This window comes from Chitinophaga eiseniae, assembly GCF_012641265.1.
Lineage (GTDB): Bacteria > Bacteroidota > Bacteroidia > Chitinophagales > Chitinophagaceae > Chitinophaga > Chitinophaga eiseniae_A.
Window position 1 is genome coordinate 804,149 of the sequence record NZ_JABAHZ010000001.1, and the last position, 13,891, is coordinate 818,039.

15 protein-coding genes are annotated in these 13,891 nt (G+C 46.8%); 12 read left to right on the forward strand and 3 right to left on the reverse strand.

Features of this window, described 5'->3' with window-relative positions; genetic code table 11:
- Positions 1-6: 6 nt before the first annotated feature.
- From HGH91_RS03235 to HGH91_RS03255, 5 genes are all read left to right on the forward strand, one after another.
- The gene (locus HGH91_RS03235; protein WP_168737009.1) at positions 7-1,062 is read left to right on the forward strand and encodes an ABC transporter permease; all 1,056 of its coding nucleotides are present in this window, start codon (positions 7-9) and stop codon (positions 1,060-1,062) included.
- Positions 1,063-1,194: 132 nt separating this feature from the next.
- Positions 1,195-1,710: an RNA polymerase sigma factor gene (locus HGH91_RS03240; protein ID WP_168737010.1), complete on the forward strand. Its 516-nt coding sequence runs from the start codon at positions 1,195-1,197 to the stop codon at positions 1,708-1,710.
- Positions 1,700-2,191, forward strand: a complete 492-nt coding sequence (locus tag HGH91_RS03245) for a hypothetical protein (protein ID WP_168737011.1) — start codon at positions 1,700-1,702, stop codon at positions 2,189-2,191. Before HGH91_RS03240 ends, HGH91_RS03245 begins: the two co-directional genes overlap by 11 nt.
- 34 nt (positions 2,192-2,225) lie before the next feature.
- Positions 2,226-2,747, forward strand: coding sequence for a DUF4252 domain-containing protein (locus HGH91_RS03250; RefSeq protein WP_168737012.1), 522 nt, complete (start codon positions 2,226-2,228; stop codon positions 2,745-2,747).
- 15 nt (positions 2,748-2,762) lie between these two features.
- Positions 2,763-3,260 (forward strand): DUF4252 domain-containing protein, encoded by a 498-nt coding sequence (locus HGH91_RS03255; RefSeq protein ID WP_168737013.1) that lies wholly within the window; start codon positions 2,763-2,765, stop codon positions 3,258-3,260.
- A 5-nt stretch (positions 3,261-3,265) separates the two neighbouring features.
- On the opposite strand, the gene HGH91_RS03260 is transcribed toward HGH91_RS03255, so the two are convergent.
- Complete coding sequence (locus HGH91_RS03260; protein WP_145666492.1) at positions 3,266-3,553, reverse strand: DUF721 domain-containing protein; 288 nt, start codon at positions 3,551-3,553, stop codon at positions 3,266-3,268.
- Positions 3,554-3,601: 48 nt separating this feature from the next.
- A complete protein-coding gene (gene recF / locus HGH91_RS03265) occupies positions 3,602-4,681 on the reverse strand; it encodes a DNA replication/repair protein RecF (RefSeq protein ID WP_168737014.1) in 1,080 nt (359 codons plus the stop codon).
- A 228-nt stretch (positions 4,682-4,909) separates the two neighbouring features.
- Between recF and pdhA the strand changes: the two genes are divergently transcribed.
- From pdhA to HGH91_RS03295, 6 genes are all read left to right on the forward strand, one after another.
- Entirely contained in the window at positions 4,910-5,902 is a 993-nt protein-coding gene (gene pdhA / locus HGH91_RS03270) for a pyruvate dehydrogenase (acetyl-transferring) E1 component subunit alpha (RefSeq protein WP_168737015.1), read from the forward strand.
- Positions 5,903-6,049: 147 nt separating this feature from the next.
- Positions 6,050-6,748, forward strand: coding sequence for a tetratricopeptide repeat protein (locus HGH91_RS03275; RefSeq protein ID WP_168737016.1), 699 nt, complete (start codon positions 6,050-6,052; stop codon positions 6,746-6,748).
- 60 nt (positions 6,749-6,808) lie between these two features.
- Positions 6,809-7,309, forward strand: coding sequence for a 6,7-dimethyl-8-ribityllumazine synthase (gene ribH / locus HGH91_RS03280; protein WP_168737017.1), 501 nt, complete (start codon positions 6,809-6,811; stop codon positions 7,307-7,309).
- 10 nt (positions 7,310-7,319) lie between these two features.
- The gene (locus HGH91_RS03285; protein WP_168737018.1) at positions 7,320-8,039 is read left to right on the forward strand and encodes a (Fe-S)-binding protein; all 720 of its coding nucleotides are present in this window, start codon (positions 7,320-7,322) and stop codon (positions 8,037-8,039) included.
- A gap of 36 nt (positions 8,040-8,075) precedes the next feature.
- Entirely contained in the window at positions 8,076-8,489 is a 414-nt protein-coding gene (locus tag HGH91_RS03290; protein WP_145666476.1) for an EVE domain-containing protein, read from the forward strand.
- Positions 8,490-8,637: 148 nt separating this feature from the next.
- Positions 8,638-9,315, forward strand: a complete 678-nt coding sequence (locus HGH91_RS03295) for an SIR2 family NAD-dependent protein deacylase (RefSeq protein WP_168737019.1) — start codon at positions 8,638-8,640, stop codon at positions 9,313-9,315.
- An 84-nt stretch (positions 9,316-9,399) separates the two neighbouring features.
- Here the strand turns inward: HGH91_RS03295 and HGH91_RS03300 are convergent, their stop codons facing one another.
- Entirely contained in the window at positions 9,400-10,722 is a 1,323-nt protein-coding gene (locus tag HGH91_RS03300; RefSeq protein ID WP_168737020.1) for a saccharopine dehydrogenase C-terminal domain-containing protein, read from the reverse strand.
- A 423-nt stretch (positions 10,723-11,145) separates the two neighbouring features.
- Here HGH91_RS03300 and gyrA point away from each other — a divergent pair, with 423 nt between their 5' ends.
- Positions 11,146-13,740: a DNA gyrase subunit A gene (gene gyrA, locus HGH91_RS03305; protein ID WP_168737021.1), complete on the forward strand. Its 2,595-nt coding sequence runs from the start codon at positions 11,146-11,148 to the stop codon at positions 13,738-13,740.
- Positions 13,741-13,891 lie beyond the last annotated feature (151 nt).

The window sequence follows — 13,891 nt, forward strand, 5'->3', positions numbered from 1 at the left end:
ATAGTGATGCTGCGTTTCATGCTCCGCAAAACAGCTTATGGATTACTGGTACTACTCGGCGTAGTGGTGCTGGTGTTTTTCCTGTTCAACGTACTGCCCGGCGACCCAGCACGGCTTACGTTGGGACAGCGGGCAGACGTGGCCTCCCTGGAAAATGTAAGGAAAGAACTGCACCTCGACCAGCCGGTAGGGGTGCAGTTTGGGTATTATCTGAATGATTTGTTGCCCGTAGGCGTACATACCGTTACGGAAGCGGCGGAGAATCTACATTATATAACAGTCGCGCATATATCAAAAGATAAGATCCTGGTACTCAAAACGCCTTATCTGCGCCGGTCGTACCAGGGAAAAAAGCAGGTATGGGATATCTTGCTGGAAGCCTTACCCGGTACCTTACTGCTGGCAGTAGCCGCCATGTTGTTTGCTACCGTGGTAGGATTAGCCCTGGGTGTGCTATCTGCCGTGAAACAAAATACCTGGATGGATACCGGGGCGGTATTTGCCAGCGTAGCCGGGATTTCAGCCCCCTCATTTTTTGCCGGCATTGTACTGGCTTACCTGTTCGGCTTCGTATTCAGCGACTATACCGGGCTGCATATGACCGGCAGCCTGTTCGATGTAGATCCGTTTAAAGGCAGGGTACTCAACCTGCGTAATCTTATTTTACCCGCCATCACATTGGGCATCCGCCCTTTGGCGATCATCGTACAGCTCACCCGCAGCGCCATGCTGGATGTACTGCACCAGGACTTTATCCGCACGGCTTATGCCAAGGGCCTTTCCAAACGGGCCGTTATCTGGCGCCATGCGCTGCCCAATGCCTTGAATCCTGTGATCACAGCCATCACTGGCTGGTTCGCGGAATTGCTGGCCGGCGCTTTTTTCGTGGAATATATCTTTGGATGGAAAGGCATCGGGAAAGTAACGGTAGATGCCCTCGACAAATTCGACTTCCCCGTTGTGATGGGCGCCATCCTGTTTACCGCAGGCATCTTCGTCATCGTGAACCTCCTGGCCGATCTGCTATACACGCTGATAGATCCGAGAATAAAACTGGACTAGCCAGTTAATAGCATCATTATCAATCTTATAGATAGGAATAACGAAAAAAAATAATCGCTCCGGATATTTTTTTCCAAATTGCTGTAACATCTTTTTTTTACAGTCGTCTTCTTCTCAAACGCATTATTCTGCATGTCACTCGAAAGATTTCTCACACAGGTGGTCCCCGTCCGGCAAAAGCTTTACCGCTTTGCATTCCGCCTGTTGGGCAACGAGGAAGACGCACAGGATATTACGCAGGACGCGCTGATGAAGGTATGGGGGATGCAGGAAAAGATGGCGGAGCTGCAAAACATGGAAGCCTGGTGCATGCGCATCACCCGCAACCTGGCGCTGGATAAAATCAAGTCGCGGAAATACCGCCTATCAGACGACCTGGACAGGGCAGGGGAAGTACCTGCCATACACCAGCAAAGCCCGCATGCAGCGGCCGAACAAAATGACGTAATGGGGAAAGTACACGTGGCCATCAACGCCCTGCCCGAGAAATACCGCACTATTCTCCAACTGAGAGATATTGATGGTCTTTCTTACCAGGAAATTGCCGATGTACTGGATATAGATATGAATGACGTAAAAGTGAATTTGCACCGTGCCCGTAAATCAGTACGGGAGAAACTACAAAATCTGCAGGTATATGGATTATAAATGGATCAGCGATTTGCTGGATAAGTACTGGGAGGGAGAAACTACCCTGGAGGAGGAAGCGATGCTCCGTGATTTTTTCAGCGTACCACACACAAACCTGCCTGAAGCATTACTGGAGGCGGCGCCGCTATTCCAATATTTTAAAGGCGAAGCAGAAAAAGAATGGGATGTTCCCCCGATTACGCTGCCGGTTACCACCCCGGTGGTAAAACTGTCGCCGCTACGGCACTGGATGAAGTATGCAGCAGTAGCCCTGGTAGCGGTAGGTATCGGGTATGCGCTGAAACAGCAGCAGGTACGTAAGCAGGATGCGGCCATTGCCCTGCGGCAGCAGGAAATGAACGACCCGCAGAAAGCCCTGGATGAAACGAAGAAAGCACTGCAACTGCTGGCCAGGAACCTGAATAAGGGTACCACCAAAATGCAGAAGCTGGCCTACTTCAATGAAGCCACTTCGCTGGTAGAGGGAAAGGATGATTAACGGCTATTATAAAACCTGATATAAATATTGAGAAATGAAACGATTCCTGTTTTTATTGATGGCGATCTTTGCCAGCTTCCATGGGTCAGCCCAGCAGGGGAGCGCCATAGACCGCTTTTTCCAGAGGTATGAAAACGACCGCAACTTTACGCTGGTCAGTATTACGCCCAAAATGTTCAGCATGTTCGCTAAGGTAGATGCCGGCGACCCGGATGCCAAAAACCTGATGCGGGTTATCCAGAAATTAAAAGGCCTGCGTATCCTGGCGAAAGAAAGTACCAAAGATGGTCCCCGCCTGTATAAAGAAGCGGCAGCTTTCCTGGGAGGCGATTTCGAAGAACTGATGACGCTCCGCGACAAGGACAGCGACCTGAAGTTCATGGTAAAGGAAAACGCCAAAGGTAACATCAATGAGCTGGTCATGCTCGTAGGTAGCTCTACCGAATTCCTGGCCATGAGCCTGGTAGGTGACATCGACCTCAATGAGATTTCCCAGATTGCCGGGTCTGTTAATATACAGGGCATGGACAAACTGAAAAACATCAAGAAAAAGTAACTAAAACATTTTCCCATGAAAGCATTCATTATTGCAGGCTGCTGTTTATTAGCTGCGGTAGCTGTTAAAGCCCAGGACCGCTCCCTGCGCGAGTTCCGCAACAAGTACCGTCATTGCTCCGAGGTACATACTATTAGTATAGGTGGCTTCGCAATGCGACTGACAGGTTTCTGTCTCTCGTTTTCAGATGATTCCAAAGACATGAAAGGGGTAATGAGAGGGATACAGAAGGCAAAGGTATACACGATTACTAACGTTAACGGTAATACGGTCAACAGCCAGGACATTGCTGACCTGAAAAGCAACCTGCTACGCAACGATCATTTCGATGAACTGATGGATGTAAGAGACAAAAACAGCCGGGTACATATCCTGAATAAGGGAACCGACGACGAATTGGGTAAGGTGGTAATGCTGATACAGGATGAGAGTGACTTTGTGATTGTGAATCTGCAGACAACCCTGAAAATGTCTGATATCAATACTTTGATCCGTCAGTTTGCATCCAACTGATCCCTTTACCTGATCATCACGTCCTTAACAATGCTTTCTCCAAGCATTTCATTCACCAGCTTGATGATCTTATCTTTAGAGTAAGTTAACTCCTGCTTTAGTGGCGCCACTGTTGTAGTAACAATCAATTTACCGTCTATCAGCTGAATGCTCTGTGTATACCGGGCAATTGTTTTCCCCATAATCTGTTCCCAATTTTCCTGGATGCGCACCTCCGTAAGACGGGGTTTCATCCTGCTCTTATTCATAAATTCCCGGAGTGCATCTCCTATACTGGTAGTTCCATGACGCATAGGGCAAAGGTAGTAAATTTTAGAGCGGCATACTGCAAAGAATATACGTTAAATAGTAATGAGCTGGATTTCCCCGGAGGTAGCCGCAAATGCCTGCTGTAGCCGTTCCACATGCGTATCTGTAATAAATACCTGTCCGTAGTGATCGCCTGCCACCAGGGCAATTAACCGCTGTACCCTTTCCTGGTCCAGTTTTTCAAACACATCATCCAATAGCAATAGCGGCGGAAAATTTTTATGTTGCCGCAGTATTTCAAACTGAGCCAGCTTCAACGCAAATAAAAAGCTTTTGCGTTGTCCCTGGGAGGCACTGGTTTTCATGAGGTGGCCATCCAGCAGGAAGAGCAGGTCGTCGCGGTGAATACCGGTGCTGGTGCGTTGCAATTGCATGTCGCGGTACCTGGCCTTGTGCAGCTGCGCCGCATAGGGCTCCTCCTGCAGCGTACACTGGTATTGTATGTTTACCACTTCATGGGTGCCGGCAATGTAGTCGTACAGCTGCTGCACTTTGGGAATAAATGTTTGCAGGAAAGCCTGGCGGGTTTCATACACGGGTACGCCGTGCATAACCAGCTGCAGGTCGAACACATCGAGCAGGTGGTCTTGCTGCTGGCCGGTGGCCGCCATATTTTTCAGTAATGTATTGCGCTGTAATAATATTTTCTGATAAATGATCAGGTGATCGAGGTAGTCGGGGTAGAGCTGCGACAGGAGGCTATCGAGCCATTTGCGTCTTTCTTCGCTGCCGCCCAGGATGATGTCGGCATCATCTGGGGCTATCATCACGGCCGGGAAATGCCCGATGTGCCGGGAAAACCGGTCGTATTTATCATCGTTGAGGGAAATTTCCTTTTTACCATCTTTTACTGTACATACAATTTTTTCGGGCTGTCCGTTCTTTTCCAGGAGTCCTTCCAGGCGGAAGCCATTGGTCTGGTACCGGGTATTCTGAGTGTCGCTGCTGGTAAAATAGCTGCGGGTGAAGCAAAGATAGTAGATGGCATCCAGCAGGTTGGTTTTACCGGCGCCATTCCTGCCCGTAATGCCAACAATGCGGTGTTGGAACGAAAAGCTGGCCTGCTGGTAGTTTTTGAACTGGACGAGTGATATTTTATTTATATAAAGCAAAGAAAAAAATTATGCGTAATTAATAATATGCGAAAATAATCCACTTTATAAGTGATAAAAAACCGCGCTAATGGGAACTTCGATGTGATTCAGGTGCAATTAAATGCAAAACTGTTTGAAATTGATCAATTTGCATAATTTAATGGGAATTAGAATTGATATTTATATTTTACGATTTTCCTGTTATATTTGCGAACAAATTTAGAAAGAGTGCAAACTAAAACAGACGTGAAGACGAAATTCACCAAAGAGACATATCTGTACTGGTATGAATTGATGCTTTTGCTGCGCCGCTTTGAAGAAAAGACAGGCCAATTGTACGGGATGCAAAAAATCCGTGGGTTTTGTCATTTGTACATAGGACAGGAAGCAATAGCTGCTGGTGCGATTACAGCTACCAAGCCGGAAGATAAATTCATCACTGCTTATCGTGATCATGCGCTGGCAATTGCTAAGGGAATTTCAGCGAAGGCTTGTATGGCAGAACTGTATGGTAAAGCAACCGGTTGTTCGAAAGGAAAGGGAGGCAGTATGCACTTTTTCTCGAAAGAGCACGGGTTCTTTGGCGGCCATGGTATTGTGGGAGCCCAGATAGGCACAGGCGCAGGTCTGGCCCTGGCAGAACAATATACCGGAACAGACAACGTAGTGTTGTGTTTCTTCGGTGATGGCGCTGCCCGTCAGGGTATTCTCCATGAAACATTCAACATGGCGATGACCTGGAAACTCCCGGTTATTTTTATTTGCGAAAACAACATGTACGCCATGGGTACTTCTGTAGAACGTACCTCTAACGTATTGGACATCTATAAGTTAGCAGATGCTTACGAAATGCCGGCAGATTCTATCGATGGTATGAGTTGCGAAGCAGTACATGATGGTATCGAAAGAGCGGTAAAACGCGCCCGTGAAAATGGCGGACCTACCTTGCTCGAAATTAAGACTTACCGCTACCGCGGCCACTCTATGAGTGATCCGGCTAAATATCGGACCAAAGAAGAACTGGAAGAGTACAAAGAGAAAGATCCGATCAACGAAGTACTGAAAGTTATCCAGAAAAATAAATGGGCTACTGAAGCAGAAATTGAAGCGATCAACGAACGCGTAAAAGTTGAAGTTGAAGAATGCGTAACTTTTGCAGAAGAGTCACCATGGCCAAGCGATGATGAGCTCCTGAAAGACGTTTACGTACAGGAAGACTATCCATTTATCGTTGACTAAGCATATTAGGGTTAGTATTTTGCCCGGTAACCAATACGGCGAAGAGGATGTATAATGCTCTTCGCTGTATTGGCTAAAGGAAACACTAACAACAGAGCCGGTCGTTTACCTATTAAATAATCTAGCAAATCACAATTACACCTTACAATGGCAGAAACTAAAGATAAAGCCACCACGCCTCAACCTACTAAAGATTTTGACCTGGAAGCATCCATGCACCGGGCGGAAGATTTCTTCGTTAAAAACAAGAACGTTATTTCTATCGCAGTATTGGCTGTGGTGGTGGTAGTAGGCGGTTTCTTCGCTTATAACCGTTTTGTTAAACAGCCAAACGAAACCAAAGCACAGGAAATGGTATTCCATGCGCAGAACTATTTCGCCGTGGATTCCTTCAAACTGGCGCTGAATGGTGACGGTAATAATTATGGTTTTTTACAGGTAGCGGAAAAATACGGCAGCACGAAAGCAGGTAACCTCGCTAAATACAGTGCAGGCGTTTGTTATATCCACCTGGGTGAATTCCAGAAAGGTATCGACATGCTGAATTCCTTTAGCTCTAACGACTTACTGTTGCAGCCTACTGCTTACGGTTTGATCGGAGATGCTTACATGGAAATGAATAAAACTGCAGAAGGTATCGAAGCTTACAAGAAAGCAGCTCACTACAATGATAATGAACTGACTTCTCCTGTTTACCTGTTCCGCGCCGGTCAGGCCCTGGAAAAAGCAGGTAAGGCACAGGAAGCCATCACCATCTATAAAGAAATTAAAGAGAAGTTCCCACTGACCAACGAAGGTCGTGAAATGGATAAGTACCTGGCGAGACTGGGTGACGTAAAGAACTAATATCACAACTGGCTGTTGGTGTACCTCACTGACAGCCAGCTGTTTTTAAAGCGGAAAAATATGTCTGAGCATAATAAGAGCTTACTTAATGACGCTGGCATTCTCAACCTGGAGGATGCCAGTGTTGTTATGGTGTATACCGAATGGAATGATACCATCGTAAATGAACTGGTAGCCGGCTGTGAAAAAGCCCTGGACCAGTATCAGGTAAGTAAATCAGAGAAGATCATTGTACCTGGTGCATTTGAATTACCTTACGCCTGTAAGCAATATTGGGAAAACACCAAAGGCACCGGTAAACAGCCTGGCGCTATTATTGCTTTCGGTTGCGTGATCCGCGGCGAAACGCCACATTTCGACTATGTGTGTAAAGCCGTAACGGAAGGTATCCTGCAATTGAACCTTCAGTTACCTGTTCCTGTTATATTTGGAATTCTGACAGTGGATAATGAACAGCAGGCACTCGACAGGCTGGGAGGCGCTCACGGTCACAAAGGCGAAGAAGCAGCCATCACCGCCCTGAAGATGATTGCCCTGCAACGGAAATTGGCTAAAAGCTGAAACTAACAAGATGAATGTACAGTTATTTATACCGTGTTTTGTAGACCAGTTGTTTCCCGAAACAGCCTTTAATATGGTGAAAGTGTTGGAGAAACTCGGTTGTAACGTAATGTATAACACGGAGCAAACCTGTTGCGGCCAGCCAGCCTATAATGCGGGCTACCAGGACGAATGCCGCTCCGTTGCTACCAAGTTTGTAAAAGATTTCAAAACCTTCGATTACATTGTTGCTCCAAGTGGCTCCTGTACAGGGTTTGTGCGCAATTACTATGGTAAATTGTTCGACAATTCCGCTGCGCACAACGATGTGAAGCTGCTGAAGAAAAATCTGTACGAGTTCACCGAATTCCTCACCGACGTATTGCATGTTACCGACCTGGGAGCTACCCTTAACGGCGTAGGCACCTATCATGACGCCTGCGGCGCCCTGAGGGAATGCGGTATCAAGGAAGGCCCCCGCAAACTTTTGGAAAAAGTACGGGGACTGGAACTGAAAGAGATGAACGACTGTGAGACCTGTTGCGGATTTGGAGGCACCTTCGCTGTGAAGTTTGAACCCATTTCCATGGGCATGGGAGAGCAGAAGGTAAACAACGCGGTGAACAGCGGCGCTGACTACCTGATTTCTACGGATCTATCCTGCCTGATGCACCTGGATGGCTATATCCGTAAACACGGCACCAATATTAAAGTGATGCACATCGCTGATGTACTGGCCAGTGGCTGGTAAACCGGCATATCCTCAAACCTGAAAACTGAATGCAATATGAACTATTGGCTGGTGAAGTCAGAACCGTTTAAGTACTCCTGGGAACAGTTTGTAAAAGACAAGGTTACTTTCTGGGACGGCGTGCGTAACTACCAGGCACGTAATAACCTTAAAGGCATGAAAAAGGGCGACCAGGTATTGTTCTACCACAGTAATGAAGGATTGGAGATCGTAGGCCTGGCAACGGTAGCAAAAGAAGCTTACCAGGACCCTACCACACCGGATCCTAACTGGGTAGTAGTAGACCTCAAGCCACTGAAGCCTTTCAAACAATTCGTTACACTGGCACAGATGAAAGCGGAGAAAAAACTGGCGAACTTCTCGCTGATCCGCCAGGGCCGCTTATCGGTATGTGATGTGAAGCCTGAAGAGTTTGAAGTGATCATGGAGATGGGAGGCATGAAGAAATAATCTTTTTACTGCAATAAAGTGCCGCGGGTGTATCAAAACATTGATACACCCGCGGTCGTTGTAGCCCACTGTAACGGTTTTCTCCTTATATTTATACAGCAACAGAATTATTTTAACCCCAATAACGTAAACCAATAAACGAAAAAACATGAAACCAAGATTAGTGGTGCTGACCGGAGCCGGCATCAGCGCAGAAAGTGGACTCCGGACCTTTAGAGATACCGATGGATTATGGGAAGGCTATGATGTGTATGAAGTAGCTTCTCCTAAAGGATGGCAAAAAAATCCCGCCCTGGTACAGGACTTTTACAATGGTCGCCGGAAAGATGTGAAAGCAGCACTCCCCAATGCAGCGCATACAGGCCTGGCAAAGCTGGAAGAAAAATATGACGTGTGCGTGATCACCCAGAACATCGACGACCTGCATGAACGCGGCGGATCTACGCGGGTACTGCATTTACATGGAGAGATTTTCAAAATGCGCAGCGTGAGTAACGAAGAGTTGATCTACGATATCTACGATGACATACAAATGGGAGATGTGGCGGAAGATGGCGGGCAGCTGCGCCCGCACATCGTCTGGTTTGGTGAGGCCGTACCAATGATAGAACCAGCGTTGATGGAAGTACGCCGTGCCGATATTTTTGTAGTGATAGGTACTTCGCTGCAGGTATATCCTGCGGCCAACCTGCTGAACTATGTAATGCCGCACGTACCGGTGTATATCATTGACCGCAAAATACCGGCTGTAGAAGTGGCGGCTAACCTGCACCGGATTGAAAAGCCGGCTACAGAAGGAGTGCTGGAGCTATTAGGTATTTTATAAAATGAAAAACCTCCCCGTATAAGGGGAGGTATCACAAGTCCTTGGGTGTCCAATAGAGTCCATCATAGGAAAACAATAATGTTGCTATTCAAAGCTTTCCTCAAATCGTATATTGTAGTCTTCTAATTCTTTCAGAACGGGGTTGTAAATTTCCGGCATTACCGGGATATGAAGTCCTGTCAGCGTAATTTTTTCCTGTAACAACAGTTTGGCCATAATGCCCAGTGGCAGCCCGACTGTTTTAGCCATGGCGGTGTGAATATTATCTTCACCCTGAACAATCATGTAGCTGTGCATCCTGGTGGCCATATTGCGACGCTCGAATTCAATTTCATGCATCATTACAATCATGTCTTTATCGGCTGGTTCCATTTTGAGTTTAAACTCAACCAGGAACTGGAGTATCTCCGCACTCGTTTTGTCCCCTAAATTTATGACATCTGGGCTTAATAACCCGAGAAATTTTAGCTGACGGATCACTTTTGATTTGGTGCTAACGCCCAGGAACTGCGCCAAGTTCTCTTCATGGCTGCCGGATTGTTCATGAACGAGCCGGGTAGCCCAGTCAATATAAGTAAGCTGATCTGTTGCAATTTTATGACTATCCTCGGTAAGGCCCAGCTTTATCAGGGCATTCCAGCCTTCGCAGAAGTCGGGAAACCGGAGGGTCGCCCGCATGAAGGTAGCCAGCTCCGTGAGCTTGTATTCCTCCATGTAGGTAAGGGAGTCGCGGTTGGGATAAAAGGCCAGTTTGCCCAACCCGGGCACGTGGATTGTTTTGGTATGGTCGAACAGCTGTTCGTAGGAGAGTTCCTTTACCTTGCCCTTTTCTTTGTACGTGGCGCCGGAGCTGCCCGCCAATACGATGTTGCGTGCATTCCAGGACACTTTGTACTGCCAGGGATTATCATTACTGTCGGGCGATATCAGTCCCCCGCAGTAGGATTTAAACGAAAAGATCTGGCCGCCTTTTTTCTCAATGGAGTGAATGAGTTTCATGGCCGACATATGGTCGATGCCCGGGTCCAGTCCCATTTCGTACATAAACAATAAGCCCGCATTTTCAATATCAGCCTGCAGTTTACGTACTTCAGGATCTATATAGGAGGCGGTCAGTAAGTTCTTTTTGGCTTCCAGGCAATCCCTGGCGACTAAAATATGAAGGGTGGCAGGCAATAAAGAGATAACAAGATCGGTTTCCCTGATGAGTTGTAATCTGGCGGCTTGGTCGTTGATATCCAGGGCTGCGGGCGTAGCGTAGTATGACTTTCCTGTTTTAGACTTGATAAGAGACAGGTCGTGATCTGCAACAGTCAGATGCCATTTTTGTCTGGGTGCGTTTGTTAAGAGATAATCGATCAGACTCGTGGCCGATTTCCCGGCGCCAAACAACAGTATGTTCTTCATAATTTTTTGTCGAAAAATGATTAAGAATCAGGGGAATAACAGTGCTTTTGATACTAATGTTCGAATTTTTACGCCCATTCGGATTTATTCTTATTATATATATGTTTTCCGTTGATTCGATGTGTTGATTATCAGGGCCTTAAAGACAAATACTTTGCCAATATTTATATTCTCATATATTAAACGGGTTCAACATATAGCAGATAAATTAAAAATTGCGCTTCTCCTTTATAACAAAAAAGCGCTATAAATAGTTGTCATTCATGGGGCAATTTAGCTATATATCGATATTGCCATATAATCGCTAATCCCTATGGCCTTTTTTATTCACATTTCTTGATTTTTAGGCTCAAATAAGGGCCGAAATGGCTATATTTGCCTTTATCTGTTTTGAGCAGAAAAAACTGTAAATCAACACACAAAATGACAGAGCATACGGAAAATCAGCAGGAAGGGAGAATTGTCCAGATAAATATCGAGGAACAAATGAAAACGGCCTACATAGATTATTCTATGTCCGTGATCGTAGGCCGAGCCTTGCCCGATGTGAGAGATGGTTTGAAACCTGTACACCGCCGCGTTTTATTCGGAATGAATGAACTGGGCAACCACAGTAACAAGCCTTACAAGAAATCAGCGCGTGTGGTCGGTGAAGTAATGGGTAAATATCACCCGCATGGTGATGCCTCCATTTACGACACCATTGTACGTCTGGCGCAACCCTGGAGCATGCGCTATCCCATGGTGGATGGTCAGGGTAACTTCGGTTCAGTAGATGGCGACATGCCCGCAGCGATGCGTTATACAGAAATCCGTTTGCAGAAGATCGCGGAGGCTATGCTGGAAGACATCGACAAGGAAACAGTAGATTTCACCAACAACTTCGACGATACCCTCGAAGAACCTACTGTACTACCTACCCGCATTCCTAACCTGCTCGTAAACGGTGCCTCCGGTATCGCCGTAGGTATGGCCACCAACATTATGCCCCACAATCTCGGTGAGGTAGTAGATGGCGCCATTGCCTATGTTGACAACAGAGACATCACGATCGATGAATTGGTGAAACATGTAAAGGCACCCGACTTCCCGACAGGAGGTGTTATTTACGGTTTTGAAGGCGTAAAACAAGGATTTGAAACCGGTAGAGGCAGGGTAGTAGTTAGAGGTAAGATCACCTCGGAAACAGCCAAAAACGGCCGCGAAAAACTGGTGATCTATGAACTGCCTTACCAGATCAATAAAGCCGTACTTCACCAGAAGATTGCGCAACTGGTAAACGATAAAATCATTGAAGGCATCTCCGACGTAAGGGACGAAAGTGACCGCGAAGGAATGCGCCTGGTAATTGATCTGAAAAGGGAAGCCATTTCCAGCGTGATCATCAACCAGTTATTTAAATATTCCGAACTGCAAACATCTTACGGTATCAATAACGTGGCGCTGGTAAAAGGCCGTCCACGTATCCTGAACCTGAAAGATATGATCGCAGAGTTCATCGACTTCCGTCATGAAGTAGTAGTAAGAAGGACTAAGTTCGACTTACGCAAGGCAGAAGAAAAAGCACATATCTTAGCCGGTTACCTGATTGCCCTGGATCACCTGGACCAGGTAATTGCCCTCATCCGCGCTGCCGCTACGCCTGAAATAGCGAAAGACGGACTGATGTCTGAATTCGGCTTGTCTGAAATACAATCTAAAGCGATACTGGAACTGCGTTTACAACGTTTAACCGGTATGGAACGCGATAAGATCCGCGCAGAGTACGACGATATCATGAAGCTGATCGCTTACCTGAAAGAAGTACTGGGCGATGAATCCCTGCGTATGAAGATTATCAAGGAAGAACTGGAAGAGGTAAAGAAAAAATACGGAGACGAGCGTAAAACGGAAATCCAGTACCTGGCCAGCGAAATGAGAATTGAAGATATCATCGCAGAAGAAGATGTGGTGATCACTATCTCTCACCTGGGTTATATTAAACGTACTTCTGCCTACGATTACCGTCAGCAGAAACGCGGTGGCCGCGGCGCCATTGGAGGTAAAACCCGCGACGAGGATTATATTGAACACCTCTTTGTGGCATCTACCCACCATACGATGCTGTTCTTCACCGAAAAAGGCCGCTGCTACTGGCTGAAGGTCTATGAAATCCCGGATGGAGAGAAGAGCGGAAAAGGCCGTGCGATCCAAAACATGATCCAGCTGCCGGCAGATGATAAGATCCGCGCTATCATCGATATTAAAGACCTGAGCGACAAAGACTTCATCAACAATCATTATATCGTTCTCTGTACCAAAAAGGGTATCATCAAGAAAACGATGGTGGAAGAGTTCTCCCGCCCCCGTCAGAATGGTGTGAACGCTATTACAGTAAATGAAGGCGACCAGCTGCTGGAAGCCCGTCTCACTACGGGCGACAGCCAGATTATGATGGCTATCCAGAGCGGACGCGCTATCCGGTTCCCTGAAGCTACCGTACGCGACACCGGTCGCGGCGCCATTGGTGTAAGAGGAATTGAGGTAGATAGCGACAATGACGAAGTGGTTGGTATGGTTTGTGTGAATAAAGACGACGAGCAGAAAACCATCATGGTAGTTTCTGAAAAAGGGTTCGGAAAGCGCACCAATATTGAAGAATACCGTATTACCAATCGTGGTGGTAAAGGGGTGAAGACCATTAATATCACTGAGAAAACGGGTAACCTGATCGCTATCCTGGATGTAGAAGAAAAGCAGGATCTGATGATCACCTGCAAATCCGGTATCACCATCCGCATGGCGGTAGCAGATATCCGTGAAGCGGGCCGCGCTACCCAGGGCGTTCGCCTGATCCGTTTGGATGACAGTGATGAAATTGCCGCGGTAGCACGCCTGGACGAACAGGAAGAGGCTGAAACAGAAGAAGGAGCCGAAGGCATAGAAGGCGCCGATGCTTCCACTGCCGCCAACGACAGTGATACTACTGCAGAAAACAACGATGCAGCAGAAAATACCACCGGCGAATCAGCAGAATAATTAAGATAACGATACAGGCAACAGCTCTCTAAAGGAGCTGTTGTTTTTTCCTGATAAAAAAATAGGCCAAGCTATAGTGGTAACGCCGTGTCTGGTTGTATATATTATCAGAGCACCATACTCTTATTGTAATCAGCAACTAAAAAAAACA

Excerpts from the sequence above, each read along its gene's own strand:
- HGH91_RS03235 (WP_168737009.1), top strand. The coding sequence starts at position 7 with ATGCTGCGTTTCATGCTCCGCAAAACAGCTTATGGATTACTGGTACTA.
- HGH91_RS03240 (WP_168737010.1), top strand. The coding sequence starts at position 1,195 with ATGTCACTCGAAAGATTTCTCACACAGGTGGTCCCCGTCCGGCAAAAG.
- HGH91_RS03245 (WP_168737011.1), top strand. The coding sequence starts at position 1,700 with ATGGATTATAAATGGATCAGCGATTTGCTGGATAAGTACTGGGAGGGA.
- HGH91_RS03250 (WP_168737012.1), top strand. The coding sequence starts at position 2,226 with ATGAAACGATTCCTGTTTTTATTGATGGCGATCTTTGCCAGCTTCCAT.
- HGH91_RS03255 (WP_168737013.1), top strand. The coding sequence starts at position 2,763 with ATGAAAGCATTCATTATTGCAGGCTGCTGTTTATTAGCTGCGGTAGCT.
- HGH91_RS03260 (WP_145666492.1), bottom strand. The coding sequence starts at position 3,553 with ATGCGTCATGGAACTACCAGTATAGGAGATGCACTCCGGGAATTTATG.
- HGH91_RS03275 (WP_168737016.1), top strand. The coding sequence starts at position 6,050 with ATGGCAGAAACTAAAGATAAAGCCACCACGCCTCAACCTACTAAAGAT.
- ribH (WP_168737017.1), top strand. The coding sequence starts at position 6,809 with ATGTCTGAGCATAATAAGAGCTTACTTAATGACGCTGGCATTCTCAAC.
- HGH91_RS03285 (WP_168737018.1), top strand. The coding sequence starts at position 7,320 with ATGAATGTACAGTTATTTATACCGTGTTTTGTAGACCAGTTGTTTCCC.
- HGH91_RS03290 (WP_145666476.1), top strand. The coding sequence starts at position 8,076 with ATGAACTATTGGCTGGTGAAGTCAGAACCGTTTAAGTACTCCTGGGAA.
- HGH91_RS03295 (WP_168737019.1), top strand. The coding sequence starts at position 8,638 with ATGAAACCAAGATTAGTGGTGCTGACCGGAGCCGGCATCAGCGCAGAA.
- HGH91_RS03300 (WP_168737020.1), bottom strand. The coding sequence starts at position 10,722 with ATGAAGAACATACTGTTGTTTGGCGCCGGGAAATCGGCCACGAGTCTG.
- gyrA (WP_168737021.1), top strand. The coding sequence starts at position 11,146 with ATGACAGAGCATACGGAAAATCAGCAGGAAGGGAGAATTGTCCAGATA.